Genomic DNA, 8251 nt, shown 5'->3' with positions numbered 1-8251 from the left:
GAGGTGACGCGACCGAACATCGCCGGACTCATGGGCGCGTACGGCGCGGCGCTCACCGCGCGTATGCATTACGAGGACGTCGCCGACGACGATCACGAGCACGTGCTCGCGGACGGCACGTCGGCCGAATCGGCGAACGTCGGCGCGGACGATGCCGCCGCGGTTACGTCCGCGGACATGGCCGGCGTCGACGTGACCAACGCGGCCGACGTCGCCGCCGGTCACGAGCACGAAGTCGTCGTCGACGGCGTGCACCACACCGCATCGTCGATCCTGACCGGCGAAGCGCTCGACAATATGTCGATGACCACCGAACGCGACGTGTGCAAGCTGTGCCAGAACCACTGCAAGCTCACCATCACCACGTTCTCCGACGGCTCCCGCTTCGTGACCGGCAACCGCTGCGAGCGCGGCGGCGACGCGAAGAAGCAGCGCTCCGACCGGCCGAACCTGTACGACTACAAGTACAAGCGCTGCTTCGCCTACCGCCGCCTGACCGACAAGAAGGCCACCCGCGGCGAAATCGGCATCCCGCGCGCGCTCAACATGTACGAGAACTACCCGTTCTGGTTCACGCTGCTCACGTCGCTCGGCTTCAAGGTCATGATCTCCGGCCGCAGCTCGCACGAACTGTTCGAGACCGGCATCGAATCGATCGCCTCCGAGAACATCTGCTACCCGGCCAAGCTCGTGCACGGCCACATCAAGTGGCTCCTCAACAAGGGCGTCAAGACGATCTTCTACCCGTGCGTGAGCTACGAGGACAACCTCGTGCCCAACACCGACAACCACTACAACTGCCCGGTCGTGGCGAACTATCCGCTCGTCATCGGCGCGAACATGCCCGAACTGCGCGCCGAGGGCGTGCGCTACATGCACCCGTACTTCAACCTCGCCAACCACGAGCTCATGGTCGACCGCATCGTCGAGGAGTTCGCGTGGGCGAACGTGACGCGCGAGGAGGCCGAAACGGCCGTCAAGGCCGCGTACGCCGAGGACAAGGTGTTCAAGAACGACGTGCAGCAGGAAGGCCTCAAGGCCCTGGCGTACATGAAGGAGCACGACTGCCGCGGCATCGTGCTCGCCGGCCGCCCGTATCACGTCGACCCGGAGATCAACCACGGCATCCCCGAAACGATCTGCTCGCTCGGCATGGTCGTGCTCTCCGAGGATTCGATCTGCGGACTGCAGCCGGGCCAGAAGCTCGACCTGACCGAGTTCCTCGCCGCCGGCGAGGAGGATCCGCGCAAGAAGAACGCGAACGGATTCCGTCACGTCGGTGACCGCAAGGTGAGCGTCAACCGCATGCCGTTGCGCGTGACCAACCAGTGGGCCTACCATTCGCGCTTGTACGCGGCGGCGCATTTCGTCGCCTCGTACCCGGGACTCGAGCTCGTGCAGCTCAACTCGTTCGGCTGCGGCCTCGACGCGATCACCACCGATCAGGTCTCGGAAATCCTCGCCGACAAGGCCGACGTGTACACGCTGCTCAAGATCGACGAAGTGTCGAACCTCGGTGCCGCGAAGATCCGTCTGCGCTCGCTCAAGGCCGCGGTCGAGGAGCGCGAACGCAACAAGGCGAAGGCCGTCGCGGCCGTGTCCGCCGCGCACGGTGTCGGCGTAGCCGGTTCGTCCGCCGCGCAGCTCGTCGGCAAGCAGGACCAGACGATCGCCGCCGAGCCGTCCGCCGCCGAAATCAAGGCACGCAAGGCCGCGCGAGCCAAGGCGCAGGCCGATCTGGCCGCCGCTGAAACGCAGCTCGCTGCGGCGAAGGAACAGCTCGCCGCCGCGCAGGCCGCGGTCAAGGCCGCGGAGGCGAAGCGTGCGGCTGCGGACTCGGCTGCCGTTGCCGACGATGCGGCCCTGTCCGGCGCGCCGAAGTCGACCGGCTTCCGCAAGACCGGATCGCAAGCGCCCACCCCGGGCCGTCAGGTCCTGCTCGACACGACGATGGCCGCCAATCCGAAGCTCACCGCATCGGTGCGCCGCGCCTCGCGCCTCGCCGCGCAGCGTGACATCGAGGCTGCCGTCAATGCCAAGACCGTGCTCGCCGGATCCGACGGCACGGTGGACACGCCCGGCAAGATCGCCAAGAAGTCCAAGTCCGGGCACAACAACGCGACCATGTCGCGCTACGCGCACCGACAGAAGTTCGTCAAGGACATGAAGAAGGACTACACGATCGTCGCCCCGCAGATGAGCCCGGTCCACATGTCCCTCGTCGAGGCGGTCATCCGCTCCGGTGGCTACAAGTTCGACATCCTCAAGCACGCTAGCCGCGAGGACGTCGAGACCGGCCTCAAATACGTGAACAACGACGCCTGCTACCCGGCCATCATGGTCATCGGACAGCTCATCGACGCGATCATCCAGGGCAAGTACGATCCCGACCACGTCGCGCTCGCGATCACGCAGACCGGCGGCATGTGCCGCGCGACCAACTACTTCGGCCTCATCCGCAAGGCGCTCATCGACGCGGGCTACCCGCAGATCCCGGTCATCGCGATCTCCACGCAAGGTCTCGAGGACAACCCGGGCTTCAAGGCCACGCCGGCGCTGCTGCACCGCGCGATCAAGGCCCTCATCCTCGGCGACCTGCTCATGAAGTGCCTGTACCGCGTGCGCCCGTACGAGGTCGAGCCGGGCGCGGCCAACCGCCTGTACGAGCAGTGGGACGCGATCGTGCGCGAGACGCTCGAGCACCACGGCTTCTCCAAGACCGCGGCCAAGACCCCGTGGCTCAGGAAGGCGTATCTGCCGTACCCGGTGCTCGCCAAGGAGATCGTCAAGTCGTTCGACGCGCTGCCGTTGCGCGACATTCCGCGCAAGGTGCGCGTCGGCGTCGTCGGCGAGATCCTCGTCAAGTACCAGCCGGACGCGAACAACCACGTGGTCGACGTGATCGAATCGCAGGACTGCGAGGCCGTGGTGCCCGGCATCATGGAATTCATGACGACCCGCCCGTACATCACCGACTGGAACGAACGCAACCTCGGCATGGGCGGCAACCAGCAGCTCTACGCGCTCATGCGCTGGGGCCTCGACCGGTACAATGCGCCGATCAAGGCGGCCATCGCCACCGCGCACGGCAAGTTCAAGCAGGACGATCCGATGCCCGAGCTCGTCAAGAAGGCGGCCGAGGTCACGTCGATCGGCGTGCAGGCCGGCGAAGGATGGCTGCTGACCGCGGAGATTTTGGAGCTCATCGAACAGGGATGCCCGAACGTGATCTGCGCGCAGCCGTTCGCCTGCCTGCCGAACCACGTGACCGGCCGCGGCATGTTCGGCAAGATCCGCCGCCTGCACCCGGAGGCCAACATCGTCTCCATCGACTACGATCCGGGCGCGAGCGAGGCGAACCAGCTCAACCGCATCAAGCTCATGATCGCGGCGGCGAAAAAGGCGCACGACGCCAAGTTCGCCGCTGCTGGTGAGCCGCAGGGCTTCGCCAGCGCGGATTAGCCCGTGGTTGCGTGACATTCGGGATGGTAGAGCCGGGATACTGGGGTGAATGTCACGGAAAGCGGGATATTTGCGTGACATTCGTGAGAGTATGCGCCGGTGAGTAGCACGGATGTCACGCAGAAGAGCGCCTGTCCCGTGATCGTCCGACGATTGCGTACGGGAACAACCCGTGGCCACTGCCCGGCCGGCGACTGCGGGTTATCGATTTTCCGTATAGCCGTCCGGCCGCGTCACCGCGCAACATTCCGCTAAGCTGGGCGCATGAGTACACCGCGCATCAGTTATGCCCATTTGCTGGCCAAGCCGAATCCGAAGCACGTCCAGAGCCTGCTCGACTTCTTCGAGCACGGCCGCTCCAAACGCGGCACGGGCGGTTTCGGCGTCGAGATCGAGCATCTGCCGGTGCATAACAGCGACGACACCGCGGTGAGCTACTACGAGCCCAACGGCATCGAAACGCTGCTGCGCCGCATCGCCCCGTACTACGACAAGGACAAGGAATACTGGGAGAACGGCCACTTGGTCGGCCTCGCGCGCGAGGGCATCACCGTCTCGCTCGAGCCGGGCGGCCAGGTCGAATGCTCGCTCGGCATTCTCAAGAAGCCCGAGGACCTCAACACGCTGTATCGCGCGTTCCGCCGCGACGTCGACCCGGTGCTCGACGAGCTTGATTTCCGCCTGGTCAATTACGGCTACCAGCCGAAGTCCAGCTATGCGGACGTCAAAGTCAATCCGAAGGACCGCTACGACGCGATGACCGCGTACCTTGGCCGCGTCGGCCAGTTCGGCCCGTGCATGATGCGCTGCTCGTCGTCCACGCAGGTGAGCATCGACTACGTCGACGAGCAGGACTCCATCGAAAAGCTGCGTCTCGGCACGATCGTCGGCCCGATCCTCGCCTGGTATTTCCGCAACACCCCGTATTTCGAGGGACGGCCGAACCCGTGGCCGCTGCTGCGCCAGCGCATGTGGGACTATCTCGACTTCCAGCGCACGAACGTGATCCCCGGCCTGTTCGATCCGCGCTTCGGCTGGGAGGACTATGCGGTCGACGTGCTGTCCACGCCGCTCATGTTCGCCGACCTGACCCACACGCCGGAGGCCGAGGGCCTCACGGGCAAAGAGCTGCACCATCCGGCGTTCTACGAGAACGCGGGCGACGTGTACCCGGACCGCGAACTCAACCCGTACGAGATCAACCACATCATCTCCACGCACTTCAACGACGTGCGTCTCAAGAACTTCATCGAGCTGCGCCACTGGGATTCGCTGCCGATCGCGCGCGCCGAACGGCTCACCGAAATCATCGCGTCGCTGTTCTACGATCCGTCGAATCGCGAGCGTCTGGTCAGCTACTTCGACGGCATCCGCGAGGAGGACGTGTTCGAGGCGAAGGCGAACCTGCAGGCGCACGGCCGCAACTCGGCGCCGTACGGCCAGCCGCTCGAATTCTGGAAGGAATTCCTCGGCATCGAGGGCATCCTCGCCGACGAGCCGGGCGATCCGAAGCATCCGGACGTGTTTCAGGCGTAGCGGCCGCAAGTCGCGGCGGCGCCCATGATGAGATCCTGCACGACCATCTTGTTCGGCCGTGGTATGTCCGGGCCGGCGACATCGACAACATCGAAGTGATACGCTGGTGTGTATCGATGAGGTGTTCGATCGTGTACGCCGGTCCGGGTGCATGCGTGTTTCTCCAACAATGATGTTGGTTGCTGCATCATGGTTGACTCAATTTCGTGCCGCGTATACGTGGTCTATGACGTTGAAGGATCTCTGATTATCATGCGAACGAACATAACAACAAGCATCATCGCATTATTGGGGGGGGCGGTTGCGACCACTGTGACGCTCTTCTGCCTGTTGATGCCGCCCGTGTCCCACGCGGATTCGGCGGAGGATGGAATTCCGTCCGAGGTCATTCAGGTTTTTCAAGACAATGCCATGGACGCGACGCAATACATCGCGTCTCAACAGGAATCATCCGCGAAGACATATAGTGGCGACGCTGCGGGTGGCGACACCACGCCGGATCTTCGGTACATGCAGACCTATTACCGCATCCAGTCGGACGGCAACGGTGACAACAATCATCTGGTGGGCGACACCTGGATCGCCGCGGTATACGTCGACGGTGCGCCGGCGGGATTCACCAGCGTCACGCTTGACCCGAAGACACGCAAAGCCGAACCGTACATGTCCAGTCCGGACAAGGCGGTGGCGCGCTATCTCGAGACGACGTACCGGGATGGCGGGCGCTTCGCCGAACTGTACAGGGCGCCGATAGGGTATTTCATGTTCAAGGACGGCATGGTCACCCCGCTCGGCGACTCATCCGCCACGTACATTAAGACGACGGTCAGCGAGCAGGAATTCTTCGATGCCGTGAACCGGATCGTCATGAAGGATGTGGCCGACGCGAAGACCGACGATCCTCTCGCCGCGGGTGGCGGCGGGTCGACGGCCGACGGTTCGGCGGAAGCCGTTATGGAGCGTCGGGCGGTCGACGGCTCCGAATCCGCCCTCATGGCGGTGTTTGTCTGTCTGCTGATCGCGATCATCCCCATGCTCACCTTGGCATGGAAAAGGCATCATGACGGATCGGTCGGATGACGCCGCGATTTGGCATGTCGGAATAGCGAGGTTGGGATCCCTGATGAAGCACTGAAGTATCAGGGATCCCAACCTTTTGCGTTTTCCGCGGCGGAATGCTGCGGTGAGCAACGACCGGGCGGGAAGCGATCAGAACAGCGGCTCCATGCTGCTTTCCGGCTTGTCCCTGTCTTTGCCTTTGGCGGTCGGATGGCCCTTCCACCGCGCCTCGACCACCCATTCGCCGTTGCGGTTCACGGTGCGCGCCTCGAACATGAGATCCTCGAAGCCGCGGCGCGTGCCGTGCGAAATCTTCCATGCCGCGTTCCACGCGCTGCGCCGGTTGGCGGAGGCGAGCACGACCTGCCAGCCGCGTTTTGCGCGCAGCCATGCGGCCAAGTCCGGACCGTTGCGCTTGACGTCGCCGATGGGGCGGAAATCCTCCAGCTGCGCGTTCAGGCCCTTCCTGCGGCATGACTGGAGGAAACGGGCCGCTTCGAGATCGTCGTCGAAGCTGACGCGAATGACCGTCTGCTTGCTCATGCCCTCGATTGTAGCTGCTGCTGCTGCTGGGTTTCCGATCCGGTGCCCGTTCGCGTCCGTCGACGATTGATTGTGCATGATGATGCTCGTTTATGTTCGGCGCGGCCGGTCGCGCATTACGATGGTAGCGGTACGGTTCGGTTGCTGCGGCATGATTCGCGGCGGAAAGGCGGATCCGATGAGGAAGAGCGCGAGTCACGGGCGGCACGGCGGCCGAACTGGTGGCCAACGTGCTGCAAGTCGCACGAATCAAGCGACCCGATTGACGTCGCGATCAGCGCAGCCGTCGTTCACGCAGCATACGTTCGCCGAAGTGATCGACGTGACCGACGTGATGATCATGCGCCGCAAGCTGCGCCGATCGCTGATCATGATGCGCGTGTTCGCGGCGCTGCTGCTCGTCGCGGCGATCGCGGTCGCCGGATATCCGCTCGCGCTGCAGTATCGCAACGCGGTCGAACTGCAGCGCACGTCGGACGCCATCGCCGCACGCGTGGCCGACTGGTCGCCGCAGAAAGTGCACGACGAACTCGCGTCGGCCCGCGAATACAACAAACGGCTCGCCGCGTCCGGACAGCCGGTGCTGGGCGAGGCCATCGACCCGTTCTCCTCGCAGGCCGGCGGCTCACAGGCCAAAGGCGAGGACACCACGTCGGCCAAGGACAAGGACTACCAGTCGCAGCTCGACACCGGCGGCGGCGTGATGGGCACCATCCGCGTGCCGAAGGTGTCGATCGACCTGCCGATCTACCACGGCACGTCGCAGGAGGCGCTCGCCTCCGGCGCGGGGCACCTGTACGGCACGAGCCTGCCGGTGGGCGGCAAGTCGACGCATTCGGTCATCACCGGGCACCGAGGCCTGGTCGAAGCGCTCATGTTCACGCGACTCGACGAGATGCAGCAGGGCGATTTCTTCTACATCGAAGTGATGGGGGAGACGCTTGCCTATCAGGTGGATCGGATCAGCGTGATCAAGCCGGACGACACCCGTTTGCTGCGCGTGGTGGACGGCGAGGACCGCGTGACGCTCATGACGTGCACGCCGTACGGCGTGAACACGCACCGACTGCTGGTGTCCGGGCACCGCGTCGCGATCCCGGTGCCCGCCCCGTATCCGAACGACGTGATCGACGGGCGTACGGTCGGCGTTGCGATCGGATGCGGACTGCTGGTCGTCGGCTGGGGCACGTTCGCCGTGGTTCGCCGGCGGAGGCGCGAGCGGCCGGTGATGGCGATGCGGCATGCGGCCGGTGACGTTCGCAGGGACGGCAACGGTGACGTTGCCGGCGCGACCGGCGATGCCGGCGGTGATGCGGATGACGGTGCTGCTGGCGATGCGGATGACGGCTTGGCTGACGGCCCGGCTGACGATGCGGCCGGACACGTTGCGGCGTGATGTGCGGAGGATCGTTGCGATTCGCGCATATGTCGTGTCGCGTTCACGTTGGCGTTTCCTGCGGGGGTTAGTCTGTGTGGTAGCGGCTCGGGGTGTGGCGGGACCGGTGATCGGGGTGGATTGATGGTTTTGCGACACGCCGATGGTTGACTGTGTTTTCAATGGTTTTGGCTGTTTTTTGTGTTGCTGGTTTGCGTTTGGTGGCTGGTGCGTGTAAGTTAATCACCTGTTGCCGCTCAGCGAGCGAGCTTCCCC

7 protein-coding genes are annotated in these 8251 nt (G+C 64.4%); 4 read left to right on the top strand and 3 right to left on the bottom strand.

The genetic code is table 11. The features are described 5' to 3' along the window. On the top strand, positions 1-3462 hold a 3462-nt coding region (locus tag KIH79_RS12390; protein WP_219059654.1), incomplete at its 5' end, for an acyl-CoA dehydratase activase-related protein. 264 nt (positions 3463-3726) lie between these two features. Then, a complete protein-coding gene (locus KIH79_RS12385) occupies positions 3727-4998 on the top strand; it encodes a glutamate-cysteine ligase family protein (protein ID WP_219059653.1) in 1272 nt (423 codons plus the stop codon). On the opposite strand, the gene KIH79_RS12380 is transcribed toward KIH79_RS12385, so the two are convergent. After that, complete coding sequence (locus tag KIH79_RS12380; protein WP_219059652.1) at positions 4989-5189, bottom strand: hypothetical protein; 201 nt, start codon at positions 5187-5189, stop codon at positions 4989-4991. The genes KIH79_RS12385 and KIH79_RS12380 overlap by 10 nt on opposite strands. Positions 5190-5217: 28 nt before the next feature. On the opposite strand from KIH79_RS12380, the gene KIH79_RS12375 reads away from it, so the two are divergent. Next, positions 5218-6078, top strand: coding sequence for a hypothetical protein (locus tag KIH79_RS12375; protein WP_219059651.1), 861 nt, complete (start codon positions 5218-5220; stop codon positions 6076-6078). 129 nt (positions 6079-6207) lie between these two features. Here the strand turns inward: KIH79_RS12375 and KIH79_RS12370 are convergent, their stop codons facing one another. Then, the gene (locus KIH79_RS12370; protein ID WP_219059650.1) at positions 6208-6600 is read right to left on the bottom strand and encodes a hypothetical protein; all 393 of its coding nucleotides are present in this window, start codon (positions 6598-6600) and stop codon (positions 6208-6210) included. A gap of 115 nt (positions 6601-6715) precedes the next feature. On the opposite strand from KIH79_RS12370, the gene KIH79_RS12365 reads away from it, so the two are divergent. Continuing rightward, positions 6716-7996, top strand: coding sequence for a class C sortase (locus KIH79_RS12365; protein WP_420829381.1), 1281 nt, complete (start codon positions 6716-6718; stop codon positions 7994-7996). A 67-nt stretch (positions 7997-8063) separates the two neighbouring features. Here the strand turns inward: KIH79_RS12365 and KIH79_RS12360 are convergent. After that, positions 8064-8251, bottom strand: a 188-nt coding sequence (locus KIH79_RS12360; protein WP_219059648.1) for a hypothetical protein, incomplete at its 5' end; no start/stop codon positions are given.

It is taken from the genome of Bifidobacterium miconis (assembly GCF_019331735.1).
Lineage (GTDB): Bacteria > Actinomycetota > Actinomycetes > Actinomycetales > Bifidobacteriaceae > Bifidobacterium > Bifidobacterium miconis.
The sequence above is the reverse complement of the archived record's forward strand: the minus strand, read 5'-3'. Positions and strand labels throughout refer to the sequence as shown.

What these genes read in the sequence shown, in the direction of transcription:
- KIH79_RS12370 (WP_219059650.1), bottom strand. Translation starts at nt 6,600, where the DNA reads ATGAGCAAGCAGACGGTCATTCGCGTCAGCTTCGACGACGATCTCGAA.
- KIH79_RS12385 (WP_219059653.1), top strand. Translation starts at nt 3,727, where the DNA reads ATGAGTACACCGCGCATCAGTTATGCCCATTTGCTGGCCAAGCCGAAT.
- KIH79_RS12380 (WP_219059652.1), bottom strand. Translation starts at nt 5,189, where the DNA reads ATGATGCAGCAACCAACATCATTGTTGGAGAAACACGCATGCACCCGG.